Annotated in this window: 12 protein-coding genes; 4 read left to right on the forward strand and 8 right to left on the reverse strand. The window is 66.6% G+C overall.

The window, feature by feature from the left end; all coding sequences use genetic code 11:
* The first annotated feature begins 622 nt into the window (after window positions 1-622).
* Window positions 623-1,804, forward strand: coding sequence for an adenosyl-hopene transferase HpnH (gene hpnH / locus CFR71_RS06010; RefSeq protein WP_110528626.1), 1,182 nt, complete (start codon window positions 623-625; stop codon window positions 1,802-1,804).
* 209 nt (window positions 1,805-2,013) lie between these two features.
* A complete protein-coding gene (locus CFR71_RS06015) occupies window positions 2,014-3,303 on the forward strand; it encodes a hemolysin family protein (protein ID WP_110529032.1) in 1,290 nt (429 codons plus the stop codon).
* 172 nt (window positions 3,304-3,475) lie between these two features.
* Here CFR71_RS06015 and CFR71_RS06020 read toward each other — a convergent pair whose 3' ends face one another.
* Window positions 3,476-5,452 carry a lytic transglycosylase domain-containing protein gene (locus CFR71_RS06020; RefSeq protein WP_110528629.1) on the reverse strand — a complete coding sequence of 659 codons (1,977 nt, stop codon included), beginning with the start codon at window positions 5,450-5,452 and terminating at the stop codon, window positions 3,476-3,478.
* 173 nt (window positions 5,453-5,625) lie between these two features.
* A complete protein-coding gene (locus CFR71_RS06025) occupies window positions 5,626-6,534 on the reverse strand; it encodes a uracil-DNA glycosylase (protein WP_110528632.1) in 909 nt (302 codons plus the stop codon).
* A 3-nt stretch (window positions 6,535-6,537) separates the two neighbouring features.
* On the opposite strand from CFR71_RS06025, the gene CFR71_RS06030 reads away from it, so the two are divergent.
* A complete protein-coding gene (locus CFR71_RS06030; protein WP_110528634.1) occupies window positions 6,538-8,727 on the forward strand; it encodes a tetratricopeptide repeat protein in 2,190 nt (729 codons plus the stop codon).
* A complete protein-coding gene (locus CFR71_RS06035; protein WP_110528637.1) occupies window positions 8,724-9,623 on the forward strand; it encodes a 4-(cytidine 5'-diphospho)-2-C-methyl-D-erythritol kinase in 900 nt (299 codons plus the stop codon). The genes CFR71_RS06030 and CFR71_RS06035 overlap by 4 nt, the downstream gene beginning before the upstream one ends.
* Window positions 9,624-9,974: 351 nt before the next feature.
* Here CFR71_RS06035 and CFR71_RS06040 read toward each other — a convergent pair whose 3' ends face one another.
* The 6 genes from CFR71_RS06040 to CFR71_RS06065 all read right to left on the reverse strand — a co-directional run bounded on the left by CFR71_RS06040 (window position 9,975) and on the right by CFR71_RS06065 (window position 16,998).
* The gene (locus CFR71_RS06040; protein WP_110529036.1) at window positions 9,975-10,967 is read right to left on the reverse strand and encodes an SDR family oxidoreductase; all 993 of its coding nucleotides are present in this window, start codon (window positions 10,965-10,967) and stop codon (window positions 9,975-9,977) included.
* Window positions 10,968-11,173: 206 nt separating this feature from the next.
* The gene (locus CFR71_RS06045; protein ID WP_110528640.1) at window positions 11,174-11,752 is read right to left on the reverse strand and encodes a YqaA family protein; all 579 of its coding nucleotides are present in this window, start codon (window positions 11,750-11,752) and stop codon (window positions 11,174-11,176) included.
* A gap of 364 nt (window positions 11,753-12,116) precedes the next feature.
* Window positions 12,117-13,820 carry an ATP-binding protein gene (locus tag CFR71_RS06050; protein ID WP_110528643.1) on the reverse strand — a complete coding sequence of 568 codons (1,704 nt, stop codon included), beginning with the start codon at window positions 13,818-13,820 and terminating at the stop codon, window positions 12,117-12,119.
* Entirely contained in the window at window positions 13,789-14,508 is a 720-nt protein-coding gene (locus tag CFR71_RS06055) for a response regulator (protein WP_110528646.1), read from the reverse strand. The genes CFR71_RS06050 and CFR71_RS06055 overlap by 32 nt, the downstream gene beginning before the upstream one ends.
* Before the next feature lie 143 nt (window positions 14,509-14,651).
* Window positions 14,652-15,680, reverse strand: coding sequence for a cysteine synthase A (locus CFR71_RS06060; protein ID WP_110528649.1), 1,029 nt, complete (start codon window positions 15,678-15,680; stop codon window positions 14,652-14,654).
* A gap of 181 nt (window positions 15,681-15,861) precedes the next feature.
* Window positions 15,862-16,998, reverse strand: coding sequence for a helix-turn-helix transcriptional regulator (locus CFR71_RS06065; RefSeq protein WP_133251094.1), 1,137 nt, complete (start codon window positions 16,996-16,998; stop codon window positions 15,862-15,864).
* Window positions 16,999-17,175: the final 177 nt, after the last annotated feature.

Raw genomic sequence — 17,175 nt, forward strand, 5'->3', positions numbered from 1 at the left:
CCGAAAGGTTGCGAAGGTCATGCGGGTAACGCACCCGGTCCAGATGCGCAAAACGGCCCAGCGTCGGGATCGAGCCCCAGGACTCCGCGTCGGGGGAGGCCGACGGGGAAGTGGCTTCGTGCGTTGGTGCTGCCTTCGGCTGGTCCATGATGGTTGCGTCCATAATTATGTTCTGTCGGGATCCGTCCCGGGAAAACGGGCCAGACCCTGAGCCGGTTTCTTGGTCGGCCGCCTCGATGCCCGGCGTCCGGGCCGCGCCCGGAACACGCTGGGGCGAAGGCCGCGGCATCGGATATCCAGCGACATGGTCATGGTCATTCATGACGACCGCAAGGTGTTCGCCCCTTGTGGTCATCATGGCAAGGGTGGATACTACTAAAACCCCGTGTGTTGTGATTTCGCCACACCCTGCACGATAGCAATTGAATACAGGATGTTTTTTGTCCTATACAGCCGCGAAAGTGTTCATGTGTCGTAACAACTCCGCAACTGCGCCATGTTCCTGATGCACGGCTGTTGAATGTCGGGGTTGTGTTCTTGCGATCGGACGTGTCCATAGTCCGGACTACATGATTTGGAATCAAGACCGGCGTTACACCGCCGGTGCAGGAGCAGAGGTTTCATGGCCGTTCCTATTATGCAGGCCGTCCGGGTGGGCGCCTACGTCGTCAAGCAGCACCTGACGCGCCGCAAACGCTATCCGCTTGTGCTGATGCTCGAACCGCTGTTCAGGTGCAACCTGGCATGCGCGGGATGCGGCAAGATCGATTACCCGGCGCAGATCCTGAACCAGCGCATGACCGTGCAGGAATGCCTCGACGCGGATACCGAGGCGGGCGCGCCCGTCATCGCCGTGGCAGGGGGCGAGCCGCTGCTGCACAAGGAAATGCCGGAAATCATCCGGCAGCTGATCGCGCGCAAGAAGTACGTCTATCTGTGCACGAACGCGCTGCTTCTTGAAAAGAAACTCGACGATTACGAGCCGAGCCCCTTCTTCTCGTGGGACGTGCATCTTGATGGCGATCCGGCGATGCACGACGCCTCCGTCTGCCAGGAAGGCGTGTACGAACGCGCCGTCGCGGCCATCAAGAAGGCAAAGGCCCGCGGTTTCCGCGTGTCCATCAACTGCACCCTGTTCGATGGCGCGGACCCCAGGCGCGTCGCCGCCTTCTTCGACGAAGTGATGGCGATGGGCGTCGATGGCATCATGACCGCGCCGGGCTATGCCTATGAACGCGCGCCGGACCAGGAACACTTCCTGAACCGCCAGAAGACGAAGCAGCTGTTCCGCGACATTTTCCGCCTGGGCAAGGGCAAGAAGTGGCGCTTTACGCAGTCGCCGCTGTTCCTGAACTTCCTTGCCGGGAACGAGCAGTATCACTGCACCCCGTGGGGCAAGCCGCTGCGCAACGTCTTTGGCTGGCAGCGTCCGTGCTACCTGCTGGGCGAAGGTTACGCCAAGAGCTTTGAAGAGCTGATGGCCGATACCGACTGGGATGCCTATGGCACCGGCAACTATGAAAAGTGCGCCGACTGCATGGTCCATTCCGGATACGAATCCACGGCGGTGATGGATGCCGTGCGCCGTCCGTGGCATATCGCCAAGGTCGCGCTGTTCGGGCCGGAAACCGAAAAGCCGATGGTGCCGGAAATCTCGCTGGCGAACCAGCGGCCCGCGGAATACGTCTTCACGCAGCATGTCGATGCGAAGATGGAAGAGCTGGCGGCCCGCAAGAAGCCGGCGACTCCGCCGCGCGTCAACAAGGTTTCGGCACAGCCCGAAACGGCGGCTGCCGCCGACTGAGGGATGCGTCCCCGACAGGAATGGCATTGAGCAGATGGCGGGGCATGTCCCCGCCATTTCCATATCTGGCGATGTGATCCGGCGATGTGATCGGAATGCCGCGAATCGGGACCTGCGGAGTCCTGATTCGCGGTGTCGTTCGCCATGTCGCAAGATTCAGGATTTCAGGTGTCCCAGCTTCGCGCGATATGCTCTACGATCGCGGAATCATGCTTGTCTCCCTGATTATCATATTCTGCCTCGTTCTCCTTAACGGCGTCTTCGCGATGGGGGAACTGGCCCTGATTTCCGCGCGCCGGGCGCGTCTGGCGGTCATGTCTAAGGCCGGGGTCAAGGGGGCCGACAGGGCCCTGAAACTGGCGAATGACCCGCAGGGATTCCTTCCGACGGTGCAGGTCGGCATGACCCTCGTCTCGATTCTGGAGGGCACGTTCGGCGGCACCAGCATCGAGGCGCGGATGACGCACTGGCTGCTGCATTTTCCCCGCCTTGCCCCCTTTGCCAGCGAGATTTCGATGACGGTCGTGGTCAGCGCCATCACGGGCATCATGCTGGTGGGCGGCGAACTGGTGCCCAAGCAGATCGCCCTGCGCCAGCCCGAACAGATCGCGGCCCGCCTTGCCCTGCCGCTGGAGGGGCTGGCCTGGGTTTCGCGTCCGGTGGTCTGGCTGCTGGGGCGGGCGTCGGAACTCGTGCTGCGCCTGATGCGGGTCAGTGCCAATGCCAGCACGGCCCTGACGGAAGAGGAGCTTCGCGCCTACATCGCCGAAGGCGCGCAGGCCGGGGTGCTGGAGCAGGAAGAGCGCGACATGATCGAACGCCTCCTGCGGCTGGCGGACCGTCCCGTGCGCGCCATCATGACGCCGCGCACGGAACTGTGCTGGATCGAACGGCATGTCCCGCGCGCGGAATTGCTGCGGATCCTGCGCTCCACCACCTATTCGCGCATTGTCGTGTGCGATGGCGGGGTAGACAACCCGGTGGGCGTCATCCTGGCGAAGGACATGCTGGACCGTTTCCTTGACGGCAAAAGCCCCTCGGTCGAGGCGGGGCTGCGCCGTCCCATCTCCGTGCCGGACACATTATCGGCATTCGACATGCTGGACCGCATGCGTGCCTCCCCGCTGGGCATGGCGCTGGTGCTGGATGAATATGGCTCGTTCGAGGGGATCGTGACCTCCTCCGACCTGTTCGGGGCCATCGTGGGCGAACAGCACGAACCCGGCAGCACCCCACCGCAGCGGCTGGCCCATGATGACGTGCTGGTGCTTGACGGTTCCATGCCGGCCGATGAGGTCAAGCACAGGCTGGACCTGTCGGACCTGCCGGCGGAAGGAAGCTACCATACCCTTGGCGGGCTGATCCTCGCGCTGTTGCGGCGCGTGCCGGCCAATGGCGACAAGGTGGTCTTTTCAGGCTGGCTGTTCGAGGTGCTGGAGATGGAGGGACGGCGCGTGGTGCGCGTGCGGGCCAGCCGTCAGGTGCTGGCGGAAAACTGACGCCTTCCCGGTCCGGGAAGCGCCCGGATAATCATGGGAAAGTTTTTGGTGAAGCTTTTTTCAAAAAGCTTCGCAAGAACGCCGCCTTTTTGAAAAAAGGCGGCACCCAAAAACTTTTATTACCTTATTATCAGTGTGTTGCCTGAAACAGCCCCGGTATCCGGGGAGGGGATCAGTGAATGGTGCGTGACGTGCGGGCCGCCAGGGTCTGTTCAGCGCCAAAGGCGGGCCATTCATTGCGGGCCAGCGTTTCCAGCGATGGCGAGGGCAGGCCCAGCCGGTCGGCATAGATCCAGAGATAGGTAAAGGCGCGACGCACGTAATCGCGTGTCTCGTTATTGGGCAGCTGCTCGATATACAGCAGTGGGTCATCGACCTCGTCCGTGCCGTTGGCGGCGCGGCGGGCGATGGCTGACGGCCCGGCGTTATAGCTGGCGAGCATGCGGATCAGGTCGCCCCCCGCCGGGGCATGCGGTCCCGGATGCTGGCTCGAAAGCTGCGCGAGGTAGAGGACATACAGCTGTCCGATTTCCAGGTTATGGCCCGGATTGTGCAGTGCCGTGGGATGCGCGGCGTAATCGCCACCATTATGGGTGACAAAGCCCGCCGTCACCGGCATCACCTGCATCAGCCCGTGCGCGCCGGAGCCGGAGACCGCGTTGGCGTCAAAATTGGATTCCAGCCGCGTCAGCGCATAGACCAGCGCCGGGTCCATGCGGAACCCGTGATCCGGGCGCAGCGGCGGCAGGGGGAAACGGGTCTGGTGGGCGGACTGCTCCCCGTCCTGCGACTGGATCAGCAACGCCATCTGCGACGCCAGCTCCTTCATGCCCATCGCGTCCGCGACCAGCTGGAGGGAGTGGCAGAGTGCTGCGTCGTTCTGCACATCGGGCCACAGGCGGCGCAGCGTCGCCTCCGCCCGCGCGTTCTCGCCCACCTGCGCCAGGGCAAAGGCCCTGCGTCCGGCAGGCGTCGCGGCGACGGCCTCCACGTCGATTTCACCCAGGACGGGCGTGCCTTCATGCAGGGGCTGGCGGTCATCGGCCAGCGACAGGGACGGCGCATCGCCGAACGTCCCGCCATGACGGGCGGGGGCGGGATGACGCAGGCCCAGCGCCTGGCTGGCGAGCATGCCGTAGAAGGTATGCGGCGCGGCGGCGGCGCGATGCAGCCACGGCTCGTACGCCGCGACGTCGCCCACCGCGCGATGCGAACGCGCGGCCCAGAAGGCGGCGCCCGCGCGGATGCTGCCGGGGGTAAGGGGGGCGCGCGACGCGGCCTCGAACAGGGGTTCGGCCTCGTCGGGGCGTCCCTGCTTCCATGCTGCAAGCCCGGCGACATAGCCCGCAAGCCCCAGCCGTCCGGAGGACGTGGTGAAGGCGTCGCGCGCGATGCTCAGCGCCAGGCGGTTCTCGCCCGCGCTGAACAGGCTCATCGCGACCTCGGTCCGCAGGTGGGCGGCATACAGGTCGTTCAGGCCCGGCGTGATCTGGATCAGGTGCAGGGCGCTGCGCGCGCCCTTGACGCCCTGTGACGCGCGTTCGCGCACCGTGTGGTCCAGCAGGCTGTTGCGCGTGAACACCCGCAGGGAGGGATCGTCCTCTTCCGGCAGGCGGACATGCGCGGGGGCATGCGTGCTGCCCAGCGCGATGTTCGGCGGCGCGGGGGGCAGCGTGGCCCCACGCGGGGTCTGCGCCACCAGCAGGCCATAGATGGCCGGGGAATCCGCCAGGGTGGAAAAGGTCCGCAGCCACATGCGCAGCTGTCCGGCGGTGGGGTGATAGGCTGGGTTCAGGTAACGCGCCGCCAGCAGATCGCCCAGCAGCACGTCATCGCGGATGCTGGCGGTCTGGCTGATGGCGGCGTCGAAGCGTCCCTCGCGCTGGAGGGCGAAGACCTTGCGGATGCGCGCGGCGTCGTCGGGGGTAAGCACCCGCGGCAGGCTTACACTGCCACCGCCCCTGGTCGGGAAGCGGGGAAGCGCGAGCGCTGTTTCCTCGTTGTGGCCGCTATGGGCTGATCCATCCGGATCAGGCCTGGGGTCCACCGATTGGGCACGAAGCGGCGCGAAGGCCGCTCCTGCCAGGAATGCGGCGCCCGCCAGAAATGCGGTCACCGCGGTGGGGGGGGTATGGTTTATCCCTCGCATGGCTCGCGGGGTTTAGGGCCTTGCGCACAAGAAAGCAACCCGATTGCGCGCAACCCTAATCAATAAGATTTCACAACAGATGTGGAAACCGAAATATATCCTTGAAAACACGTTCTGAAACACATGTTGATATGCCTTCTGTTCATAGGTTGCATTCCGTTAATATATCATGATTACGCGTCATGATTGTGCGCGTCCGCTTCAAGGGTTTTGCGTAACTCCAGCATATCTTTCCATGCATCGCGACGGGCTGTCGGGCTGGCGCGCAACTGCTGCGCGTGGCGCATGGGAAGTGCCGGGATAACGCGCGGGGCGGGCGAAGCGTTGCCTTCGTCCGCGCCGTGCGGGGGGATGGAAATGTCGCGCCATTTCCCGCGTGCCCGCGCCGCCGTGATGCGTTCGCCCGTCAGCAGCGCCACGGGGATGTTGCCCATCAGGATCAGGCGCCGTGGCCGCGCCAGCACGATCAGGCGCTGGATGAACGGCAGGCAGCATTTCAGCTCCATGGCAGAGGGGGGACGCCCCCCCGGCGGACGCCACGCAATGACGGGGGCAAGGAACAGGTCGTCGCGCGACAGCCCGATGGAGCCGAACATCCGGTCCACCAGGCGTCCCGTTTCGCCGCAGAACGCGACGCCGCCGCGGTCCTCGTCCGCGTCGGGGGCCTCGCCCACCACCATCACGGGCGCGCCGACGCGTCCCTGTGGCGCGACGGTATGGGTCGCGGTATCGCGCAGGCCGCACTGCCGGAAGGCGGCCATGGCGGCCTGAAGCTCTTCGGGCGTGGTGGCGCGCGCGGCGCAGGCCCGTGCCGCGTCCGTGGCCTGCTCGACGCCTGTCGTGACGGGCGACGGGGACGGCGGATGGCCCCGCGACGGCACTGCGGGCGATGGCGCGGCGGGCGTGGCGGGGACGGCAGGGCGGGACGGCGCGCGTGAAAAGTGATGTCCCTCGTCCCCCTCACGCTGTATGGGGGGGGATGGCTGGGCCGGTGGGGACAGCCGGTCCATGGGAAAGGGGGACAGTGCTTCGTCCGCGCCCCATTCCACATACAGTTGCAACAGGGACAGGGAATCGGTCATCGGATGGATACATCCCGGACAGGCAGGGCGCTTCTTTGCCCCGGCACCGAACGTGCCGACGCCGCAGGCGTGGACGCGGCGGGCGGGGGCGGGGTTTGGCATCGCGTCGCGCACACGCTAGATTCTGGTTTCATGCTGTCCTTCCGTTTCTGGCGCGTGGCCGTCGCCGCCGCTGTTGTACCGCTGCTTGGCGTTATTCCCAACCGGGAAACGCATGCCGCCGCCCCCGCGACCGCCGTGCGGACCCCCGCCGCCACGCGCACCGTGGCGCAGAGCCTTGCGACGAACGTGCTGGTTGCCACCGTCGCGGCGAGCGAGGGCGACAATGCGGAGGCCGCGCGCACCTTCGCCCGCGCGGCGCAGCTTGCCCCCTCCTACAAGCCGTTCGTCCTGCGGGCGTTCCTTTACGCCATCCTCGCCGGCAGTCCGGAGGCCGCCCGCCTTGCGCGCCAGCAGCCCCCCGGTGTGGTGCCCGAACTGGTGATGGGCAACGCGGCCGCCATCGCCGGGAACTGGGCCGATGCGCTGGCCCATTATGACAAGGCCCCCGACGACCCGATCATGACCATCGTCCGTCCCCTGCTGCGGGCATGGGCGCTGCAGGGGCTGGGCCGCACGGACGACGCGCTGTCCGCGCTGACGGCGGCGCAGGCGGATCGCATGCTGGGGGGATATTACACGCTCCACGCCGCCCTGATCGCGGAACTGGGGGGGCAGTCGATGCGGGCGGACACGCTGTACCGCCACGCGATGGGCATGTCGGGCGGCGACCTGTTCACCACGCGCGTGCTGGCCCACTGGCTGTACCGGCAGGGCAAGGCGCGTGAGGCGCGTGACATGGTCGCGTCCAAGATCACCGCCATGGCGGCGCTGGAACCGGCGCGTTCCGCCCTGATCGCGGCACTGGACCGCCCGGTCCTGACCACGCCCCGGCAGGGAATGGCGCAGGCGTACGGCCTGCTGGCGCTGCTGATGGATGAACAGACCAGCGCCGAGACGCCACAGCGGAAGCCGGGTGACGAACGCACCGCCCACGAACATGACATCACCACCCTGCGCAGCACGGAACAGATGATGCTGCGCCTGTCGCTGATGCTTGATCCCGACAATACGGAGGCACGGATCCTGCTGTCCTCGCTGTTCCATATGGAGGACGAGAACCAGCAGGCCATCGATGTCCTGTCGGAGGTCCCGTCCACCGATCCGATGGCCGTCGTGGTCCGCGCGGAGGAAGGCGAGCTGGACATGGCGCTGGGCCACCGGATGGAGGCGGAGCGGATCATCCGTGGCCTTCTGCATGACGTGCCTGATGACCGGACCCTGTGGTGCGACATGGGGGACATCATGCTGGGGCAGGGCAAATGGCGGCAGGCGCTGTCGGCCTATACCCGCGCGCTGGCGCTGTCCGGCACGCTGGAGGGGGACGACTGGCGCATCCTGTTCGGGCAGTCGATCGCCTATGACCGCCTTGGCGACTGGAAACATGCGAAGGCGGGGCTGCTGCAGGCGCTGCGCATGGCCCCGAACGAGGCGGAGCTGCTCAACGATCTCGGCTATTCCATGGTGGAACATGGCGATGATCCCGCGGCGGCGGAAAATTACCTGCGCCGGGCGCTGGCGCTTTCCCCCGATGATGGGCAGATCCGCGACAGCGTCGGCTGGGTGATGCTGCGCCTGGGTCATGTGGGCGAGGGGCTGCCGCTGCTGGAGCGCGCGGCGGAACAGCTGCCGCAGGATCCGGCGATCAATTACCACCTTGGCGTCGCGTACTGGGTGTCGGGCCGCCAGCTTGAGGCGGTGAATTCCTGGCAGGAAGCATCCCAGCTCCATCCCGACCCGTCGGACCAGCGCAAGATTTCGGCGGCGCTGGCCTATGCCGCGTCCCGGACGGCGGTGCATCCGCCTGTCCACGCGACGGTGCCGATGGACCTGCGGATCGTGCCCGCGGCCGATGCGCCCGCGTCCGCGTCGGCCACGCCTGATGGTGCCGGGAAAACCGGCGGCACGCCGGATGCGAATGCGGGTGCCGGCCCACAGGTGCCGGACGCGCCCGGTGCATCCGCCGCGCCCGCCGCGCCATCGCCCGCCGTGCCGGGGAACGGGGCGGCGCACGCCACGCCGGATGCGCCAGTGACCGGCAAACCAGTGACCGGCAAACCAGCAACCAACAAGAAGGACGGAGCAAGTCAGTGACGGCAACCCAGCGCGAATCGGCGCATGCGAAAATCAACCTTTACCTGCATGTGACCGGACGCCGTGCGGATGGGTACCATCTGCTCGACAGTGTGGCGGTGTTCGCCGGGGCGGCGGATGTGCTGGAGGTCGAAATCGCGGCGCGGCAGGGCGCGGCCATGGATCTGCGGATTGACGGGATGTTCGGCGCGGGGCTGGTGGGGGATGACGCCACCAACCTTGTCGTGCGCGCGGCCTCGGCGCTGCGGGCATGGGTCGGGGCGGACGCGACGGCGCTGCCGTCACTGGATGCCGTCCTGCACAAGGAACTGCCGGTGGCGTCGGGCATCGGCGGCGGATCCGCCGATGCCGCTGCCGCCCTGCGCACGGTGATGAAGGCATGGAACCTGGACGTGCCGCGCGCCGAACTGGTGGATATCGCGACCGGGCTGGGGGCGGATGTCCCGGTCTGTCTGGATCAGGTTCCCGCCCGGATGAGCGGCATTGGCGAAATCCTGCGTCCCGCGCCGGTGATGCCGCAATGCGGGATGATGCTGGTCAATTGCGGCATGAGCGTTTCCACCCCGGCCATATTCCGCGCGCGCAAGGGTGGTTTCAGCCCCGCCCCGGACCTGCCGGCGCGGTGGGATACGCTGTCGGACATGGTGGGGACCCTGTCGGGGCTGAACAACGATCTGGAGGAAGCGGCCTGCGAGGTCTGCCCCACGATTCGCGAGGTGCTGTCGGCCCTGCGCGCCGCCCCCGGCTGCCGCTTTGCCCGGATGAGCGGGTCTGGCGCGACGTGCTTTGCCCTGTTCGACACGCCGGAGGCGGCGGACCTTGCGCAGGACGCGGTGGCGCGGCCCGGATGGTGGGTGTGGTCGGGGGATCTTTACCGCAAGGGATGCACGGCCTGAAACTGCCAGCATCTGCCCGTCCGATACTGCATATCGGACAATGGATACTGTCTGGATACTTTCCGATGACATGTCTTTCAGGAATCTATGGTCCCTGAAAGACTGTCGCAAAATGACCTGCTGATGAAAATGACAGAAGTTTTTGGTGAAGCTTTTTATAAAAAGCTTCGAAAGACGTCACCTTTTTGAAAAAAGGCGACACCCAAAAACGTCTATTAATTTTATCGAGGAGCTGTTTTCAAACGGTCCCTGACCTGATGCCGCAAAGGCAGGCTTTTGAAACAGCTTTTCCGGCCCGGTCTTTTCGGCGGGGATGATACCGTCCCCGCCGGTTCCCCTGAAAAGGCGTCCTCAGCCGCGACGGCGGCAGCGGATCGCAAGCGTCAGCGCAAGGCCCGCTGCCGCGATGGCCGTGCCGACCTGCGCATGGCGGGAGGTCAGCAGCGGCGGCACCGCCTTTCGCGTGATCATGTCGAAACGGCCATGCGCGGCATAGGCCCCGGCCACCGTGCCGAACAGGTCATCAGGCTCGTTCCCCTCCACCGGCGTCTTTTCCATCTGCCGGGCATAGCCGCCTTTCGACAGCCAGCGGTCCGACAGGCCGGGCAGGAAGGTGGAAATCAGCCATGATTTGATCCCCGACGTGCCCACCCAGATGTCGCGGTATTTCCCGAACGCCGCGCGGCAGATCGCCTCCGCCGCGATTTCGGGTTCATAGACGGGGCCCATCGGCTTCAGCCGCTTGCCCGTATGGTTGCGCGTCCATGAAAAATGCGGGGTGTTGATGGATGGCAGGTGCACCAGCGCGATGTGGATGCGGTCCCCATCATGCAGCAGTTCGGGGCGCAGGCTTTCGGAAAAGGCGCGAATCGCCGCCCGCGCGCCATTTTCGATGGATTGCAGCGGCGGCGGGCGCAGCCCCGACAGCGCGACAAGGTTGACGACCGTGCCGTATGAACGCCGGCGCATGCGCAACAGGGCGGAACGCGTGCCATTGACGGTGCCCAGATATGTGACCTCCGTCGCGCGGCGGATTTCATCGGGCGTAATGGCGGCAAGCTGCCCGCGCACGCCCGCCCCGGCGCAGTTGGCCCAGATGGTGATGGGGCCGAGTTCCTTCTCGATTTCCTCGGCCGCCATGTCCAGCGCCGCCGCGTCCGCCACGTCGGCGCAGGCGACATGGGTGCGGACATTCAGCGCGCGCAGTTCCGCCGCCGCGTCGTTCAGCCGGTCCCGGTTGCGCCCGATCAGGGCGATATCGCATCCGGCCCGTGCAAGGGTGCGGGCGGTGGCGCGACCGATGCCCGCCCCTGCTCCGGTAATGACAGCAACCTGTTGCGGCATGAAGATTGGCTCCGTGTTTGACAGGGACGGCCCCCGGCGCGACGCGGGAGGGTCCATGGAAAATGATGCGTTGACGCCATGTTATCACGCGTTCGCGCCCGAAGCATACCGGCCCGGAGCATACCGGCCCAAAGCACGGCGGCACGCCGTGGCGTTTGCCGCGCGATCCGGGGCGGGGTGGCCGCGATATCGCCGTCTGCTGCGCGTCAGATATATTTCAGCGCGACGAATCCCGCCACGATCGCCGCCGCGAACGCCCCGGCCACCAGCGGCAGGCGGCGTTCGATGAAGGCCTGCACCGGCGCGCCGAAACGCCGCAGCAGGGCGGCGACCAGGAAAAACCGCACCCCGCGCGTGATGGCGCATGCCACGAGGAATGGCGCCAGCGACAGGTGCGCCGCCCCGCTGGCGATGGTCACGAATTTGAAGGGAATGGGGGTCAGGCCCTTGATGAGGATGATCCACACCCCCCATTCGCGGAATCGCGCCTGCAGCCCCGCCAGCGTCGCCTGCGCATGATAGAAGCGCACGATCGGCATGGCCGCGTATTCCAGCACGAATGCCCCGACATACCATCCCGCCACCGCGCCGCAGACGCTGGCGGCGGTGCAGATCATGGCCAGCCGCCACGCCCGGTCGCGTTGCGCCAGCACCATCGGGATCAGCAGCAGGTCGGGTGGCAGGGGAAAAAAGCTGGCCTCGGCAAAGGCGACCAGCGCCAGCCATAACGGCGCGTGGCGACTGGCGGACAGGCGCAGGGTGCGTGCGTAAAGACGGTCAAGCATGGATCAGGGGCTCATGGCTCCGGCGGGGGAAGAAGGGCAGGGCGTATCGTGGCACATGTCGGGGGACGGTCCTGCATCAATGCGACGGGCCACGTTTCCTTGTGAAAAAGCGGGGGTAATTCCCCGCGTGGTCGGAAGGGACACGGTCCTGTCGTGGCGTAGTGGGAAAGGATAACCGGACGTTCCATTTACCTGAACACATTTTGCCGCCCCGGGATCCCGGGGATGTGTCCGCACGCATGACTGAAGGGTTTTGTGGCACGGCTTTTTGCCAAAAAGCGTCGAAGAACAGCGCATCTTTGAAAGAATCCGACACCCGGAAACCTTTATTGCCTTTCATCCGTGGGCTGCTTTCAGGTTCCCTTCAGCAGACCAGGGTCACGCTGGCACGCAGGCCATGCGGCGTGCGGTTGCCCAGCTTGATGTCCCCGCCCAGTCCCCAGATGATGTTGCGCGAAATCGACAGGCCCAGCCCCGTTCCGCCGGTTTCACGATTGCGGCTGTCCTCGGCCCGGACAAAGGGATCGAACATCCGTTCCAGATCCTCCGGCGGCAGGCCGGGACCGTCATCCTCGATCCACAGGCGGGTGACCATCTCGTCCGGGTCGTTGCGGCCGCCCGGTTCGGGGGGGAACAGGGTGACGCGCGCGCCGCCGCCATATTTGACGGCGTTCATCACAAGGTTGTTGAGCGCGCGTTTCAGCGCGACCGGGCGGGCATGGATCGTGACGTCGGGCGGATCCTCGGTAAAGCCGATCGCGTCCGCAAGGTCGGGCCGCGTCTCCGTCGCCTCGTCCAGGATGGTCTGCAGCAGGATGGTCAGGTTCAGCGAACTCATCGGTTCGCGCTGTTCGGCATCGCGGCCAAAGGACAGGGTCGCGGCGACCATCGATTCCAGCTCGTCCAGGTCGGCCAGGAAACGTTGCTGCATCTCCTCGTCCTCTATGAACTCGGCACGCAGTTTCAGGCGCGTGATGGGCGTGCGCAGGTCATGGCCGATGGCCGTCAGCATCAGCGTGCGGTCCGACAGGAACCGCCGGATGCGCCGGGCCATGGTGTTGAACGCGATGGCGGCGCGCGCGACCTCCTGCGGGCCGTCCTCGGGCATCGGGGGGGCGTTGACGTCGCGGCCCAGCGCCTCCGCCGCGGCGGCAAGGGTGCCGACGGGCGCGATCAGGCGGCGCACGCCCCACAGGATCAGCACACCACCGGCCACCGTCATCAGGATGAAGGCGATGGGAAAGGTGGGGGAGCGGAAGATGCTGGGCCGGGGGACGACATAATGGATCGTCAGCCAGCGATGCTCGTCAGGCAGAAGGAAGGCGATGGCGTGCCTGCGTCCCCGGGTGGTGGGGGAAACCATGACCTGCAGCGGGCGCAGGTTGGGCGGCAGGGGCGGCATGCCCCCCATCCTTGGCGGCCGGTTTTCCCCGAACGGTCCGCCACCGAACCCGTGGGGCTGCCCGCGCGGCGGGCCGGGCGGCCTGTCATCCGGGCCGTCGGGGCGATGGTCGGCGCGCGCGCGGTCGTCGCGATCGCCATCGCGGTCGCCAATCCGGCGCCCCGGACCGCCGTTCGGGCCGCCGCCGGGACCGCCACCCCACCAGTCCATGTGTCCCCCGCCCATGCGGCCGCCGCGCGGTGCGGCCATCAGGCTGTCGATCATGTCGGGTTCGGGACCGGGCGTCAGTTCCGCGTGAAAGGTGGCGGGCATGTGCAGGGTGGTCAGTTCGGCGTCGCGATGGTCGGGGGCGGTTTCCACGATCCCGCGATACAGGGTCGCCACCTCGGTATGGTATTTTTCCTCCATCATGCGGCGGTCGAAATCCAGCCGGTCCAGCGCATGGATGGTCAGGCCGCCCGCCTGGATCACCCCCAGCCCGCAGATCAGCAGCAGGCTGGTCCGCGCGGCGAGCGAGGGCGGACGCAGCCGCAGCAGCAGCGCGCGCAGCCGCCCAAGGCGTCCCGGCGGCTCTTCGGCCACGGGCAGGATGTCGTCAGGGTGGATCAGGGGCCGGGCATCATCGTGCAACGGATCAGACCCGTTCGATTTCTGCCGCCAGGACATATCCGCCGCCCCGCACCGTCTTTATCAGCTGTGCGTTGCGGCCGTTATCCTCCAGCTTGCGGCGCAGGCGGCTGATGGCGACATCGATGGCCCGGTCGAACGGCCCGGCCTGCCGCCCGCGCAGCATGTCGAACAGCATGTCGCGCGTCAGGACCCGGTTGGCGCGTTCCAGCAGCGCCATCAGCAGGTCGTATTCCCCGCCCGTCAGCGGAACCTCCGTCCCGGCGGGGTTGAGCAGGCGGCGGCGCACGGTGTCGAGTTCCCATCCCGCGAAACGCAGCAGCCTGCGCGAAGGCACGCTGCGCGGGTCGGGATTGTCGTTGACGCGGCGCAGCACCGCGCGGATGCGCGCCAGCAGTTCACGCGGGTTGAAGGGTTTGGGCACGTAATCGTCCGCGCCCAGTTCCAGGCCGATGATCCGGTCGGTATCGTCGCCCATGGCCGTCAGCATGATGATCGGCACGTCCGCCTGCGTGCGCAGCCACCGCGCGACGTCAAGGCCGCTTTCGCCCGGCAGCATGAGGTCGAGGATCACCAGCTGGTAATGTCCGCCGGTCCATTTGCGGCGCGTGTCCTGCCCGTCGCGCGCGGTGGTGACCCGCAGTTCATTGCGTTCGAGAAAGCGGGCAAGCAGTTCCCGGATTTCACGGTCGTCATCAACGATGAGGATATGCGGCATCAGGTCCATGGCACGGCATCCTAGACGAATGGAGAAGGCTTCACACCTGCTGTTTCACTCCGTTTCAATGTCGGGGAAGGGCCGCGCCGCCATCCCCCGGGCCATTGACCGGTCCCTTGTCCCGCCCCGTTTCCGGGGCCGGGGGCCATTGCCTATTTATCCAGCCATGACGGCACCGGCAGGTGCTTCGAACGCAGGAATGTCGGGTTGAACAGCTTGGACTGGTACCGCGCGCCGCCATCGCACAGGATGGTGGCGATGCGGTGGCCCGGACCCATCGCGCGCGCCACGCGGATCGCGGCGGCGACGTTGATGCCCGCCGATCCGCCGACCGACAGCCCCTCATGGATCAGCAGTTCATAGATCTGCTCCAGCGCCTCCGCGTCGGGGATGCGTTCGGCATCGTCGAAATGCAGCCCCTCGAGGTTGCCGGTCACGCGCGACTGCCCGATGCCCTCGGTGATGGAGGAGCCGGAGATCGAAAGGTCCCCCGACTTGACCCACCCGTACAGGCCCGAACCCTCGGGATCGGCAAGGACGACGCGCGGGCGGGCGACGCCGGCGGCGCGGGCGCGGTCCTCCAGCCCCAGCGTGACGCCCGCCAGCGTGCCGCCCGTCCCGCACGAGCAGGTGAAGGCGTCGATGCGCCCGCCCATCTGGTCCCAGATTTCAGGCGCGGTGGTGCGGCGGTGTCCCTCGCGGTTGGCAAGGTTGTCGAACTGGTTGGCCCAGACCGCGCCGGTCTCTTCCGCCAGGCGGCGCGAGACATGGACATAGTTGCCCGGATCGCGGAACGGCTTGGCCGGGACAAGGCGCAGGTCCGCGCCGATCATGCGCAGGAAGTCGATCTTCTCCTGGCTCTGCGTCTCGGGCATCACGATGATGGAGCGGTAGCCGCGCGCGTTGGCCACCAGCGTCAGGCCGATGCCGGTATTGCCCGCCGTGCCCTCGACCACCGTGCCGCCGGGTTTCAGCACGCCGCGCCGCTCCGCGTCGTCAATGATCGCCAGCGCCGCGCGGTCCTTGACCGATCCGCCCGGGTTCATGAACTCGGCCTTGCCAAAGATGTCGCATCCCGTGACCTCGGACGCGCGATGCAGGCGGATCAGCGGCGTATGACCGATCGCGTCGGTCATGCCCGCGCTGGTGGTGGGCTGGAAGGGGGCAGGGCTTTCGGCCATCAGGATGGAACCTTCGGATCTGTAATTGACGTGTCATGGGGCGGCGGTCCCGCCATGTCGGCGCGGGACGGTGCTGCCTGTCATGCCCGTCCCGGACGGGACAGGGCGGCAGGGGCAATGTGCCCCAATGCCCGCGCGAAACCAAGACATCGCGCGCATGTCCGCGCCATCGGGGACGTGATCAGGCCCGCGTGCCTGCATATGGGGTGGGAAGGTCGCGAAGGAAAGCGGCCAGCTTCGACTGGCTGTTCACATCGAGCTTTTCATATACATGGCGCAGGATGGACCGGGCGTAATGGTCGGAAATCCCCAGTTCCCGCGCGGCCTCTTTCAGGGAAAGGCCATTGCCGACCTGCCGGGCCAGCCGCGCCTCGCTTTGGTTCAGTCCCAGCAGGTGCAGCGCGTCGCTTACGTCCGGGGTGGGGGCGCCGGGGCGGTGGAACATCACCAGCGCCATGCCGCGCGCGGGACGCCCGCCCGTGTCCGTGGCGTCCATTCCGGGAAAAAGCGGCATGGCGCGCGCGACGACGGGCTGGCCTGACGGGCATTGCAGCGTGATGAAGCGTTCCGGGGCCACCTGTGTTGCCGCGTCGGGATACAGGGCCCCGCGCAGCAGGTCGTCAAGCCGCCGCTGGCTTTCGCGGTGCGAACAGACGATGCGGTGATCGACGCAGGCGATCCCGTCGCCCAGCAGGCCGGACATGGCGTCGTTCATGAACACCGTCCGTCCGTCGTGATCCACCAGCGCGGCGGCGGTTGACAGGCGCATGCAGATTTCATGGAACCCGTGCGCGAGGACGCGGCTGCGGCGTTCGGCCGCCGACATCGCCACCGCGCGGCACACATGCTGTCCCAGCATCACGCGCAGCCTGCGTTCGCCCTCCGTTTCATGGGGATGTCTCCATGGGCGCTGGATCGACAGGCTGAAGGGCGGGCAGGCGGGATCGGCGAAATAGAAGCGGTTGGTCCGGCCCACGTCGAATTTGCGCAGGAAATCCTGGTAATAGGGGTGGCGGTCCAGTTCCGCGTCCGTGACAAGGGCGGTATCCGATATTTCGCCCTGCGGGTGTGGATGGGCGTGCAGATGCATCCGGTACGGGTCATGCCGCCACATGTGGTCGTAATACATCTGGTCGGATTCCATGATGCGCGACGAACTGAAGCGCAGTTCGGGGCAGTCGCGCCCGTTGGGCACGATCGCGGCCCCGATCCCGCCCACCATCCGCGACACCTCCAGCAGCGTCGGCTGCCAGTGGCTGCCATCGAACGCGCAGCGGTAGATGTCGCCTATGACGGCATTGACGGCATCGGAGAGCATCCGGGACAGACCTCGGCCCATGGAACATGAAGCGGACAGATAAAACGAATCGATGATACAGCTTTTGCCGCACATATCCAGTCCCATATGGGGACTATTGTGACGGTCCGCGTATCCCCATGATGCGCGGCGCGGGTCGGGCGCGCCAGCGGACAGCCGGCGAGGATTCCCGGCGCG

Source organism: Novacetimonas pomaceti, from assembly GCF_003207955.1.
GTDB lineage: Bacteria > Pseudomonadota > Alphaproteobacteria > Acetobacterales > Acetobacteraceae > Novacetimonas > Novacetimonas pomaceti.

Excerpts from the sequence above, each read along its gene's own strand:
- hpnH (WP_110528626.1), top strand. The coding sequence starts at position 623 with ATGGCCGTTCCTATTATGCAGGCCGTCCGGGTGGGCGCCTACGTCGTC.
- CFR71_RS06015 (WP_110529032.1), top strand. The coding sequence starts at position 2,014 with ATGCTTGTCTCCCTGATTATCATATTCTGCCTCGTTCTCCTTAACGGC.
- CFR71_RS06020 (WP_110528629.1), bottom strand. The coding sequence starts at position 5,452 with ATGCGAGGGATAAACCATACCCCCCCCACCGCGGTGACCGCATTTCTG.
- CFR71_RS06025 (WP_110528632.1), bottom strand. The coding sequence starts at position 6,534 with ATGACCGATTCCCTGTCCCTGTTGCAACTGTATGTGGAATGGGGCGCG.
- CFR71_RS06030 (WP_110528634.1), top strand. The coding sequence starts at position 6,538 with ATGGATACATCCCGGACAGGCAGGGCGCTTCTTTGCCCCGGCACCGAA.
- CFR71_RS06040 (WP_110529036.1), bottom strand. The coding sequence starts at position 10,967 with ATGCCGCAACAGGTTGCTGTCATTACCGGAGCAGGGGCGGGCATCGGT.
- CFR71_RS06045 (WP_110528640.1), bottom strand. The coding sequence starts at position 11,752 with ATGCTTGACCGTCTTTACGCACGCACCCTGCGCCTGTCCGCCAGTCGC.
- CFR71_RS06050 (WP_110528643.1), bottom strand. The coding sequence starts at position 13,820 with ATGTCCTGGCGGCAGAAATCGAACGGGTCTGATCCGTTGCACGATGAT.
- CFR71_RS06055 (WP_110528646.1), bottom strand. The coding sequence starts at position 14,508 with ATGGACCTGATGCCGCATATCCTCATCGTTGATGACGACCGTGAAATC.
- CFR71_RS06060 (WP_110528649.1), bottom strand. The coding sequence starts at position 15,680 with ATGGCCGAAAGCCCTGCCCCCTTCCAGCCCACCACCAGCGCGGGCATG.
- CFR71_RS06065 (WP_133251094.1), bottom strand. The coding sequence starts at position 16,998 with ATGCTCTCCGATGCCGTCAATGCCGTCATAGGCGACATCTACCGCTGC.